This window comes from Polynucleobacter sp. UK-Kesae-W10 (genome assembly GCF_018881575.1).
In the GTDB taxonomy this organism is placed as follows: Bacteria; Pseudomonadota; Gammaproteobacteria; order Burkholderiales; family Burkholderiaceae; genus Polynucleobacter.
Genome location: NZ_JACVQB010000017.1, coordinates 1 through 286, shown reverse-complemented (window position 1 = coordinate 286; position 286 = coordinate 1). Strand labels below are relative to the sequence as shown.

The window sequence follows — 286 nt, the reverse complement described above, 5'->3', positions numbered from 1 at the left end:
GCCACCTTAACCGTCAATGGCGTGAATACCAACGTGACCTATAACGGCAATGCTCAAACTAATAGCGCTGCCAGCATCGTTGGCCGTCAGGGCAGTGATGACTTCACGATTAGCGGCTACGGTACTGGTACTAATGCAAGTAATACGGCTTACGCTGATAACTTGGCAGTATCTCCAGTGACCGGTACCTTGGCTTCAAACTACAACGTGGTCTACAACAACGGTGGTCTGACTATCGGTAAGGCCAACTTAACTGTCAATGGCGTCAATACCAATGTGAACTACA

The 286-nt window shown here is 48.6% G+C and carries 1 protein-coding gene; it reads left to right on the top strand.

All coding sequences use genetic code 11. The annotated features are described in order from the left end of the window. Positions 1-286, top strand: a 286-nt coding sequence (locus ICN24_RS10295) for a hypothetical protein (protein ID WP_216223699.1), incomplete at both ends; no start/stop codon positions are given.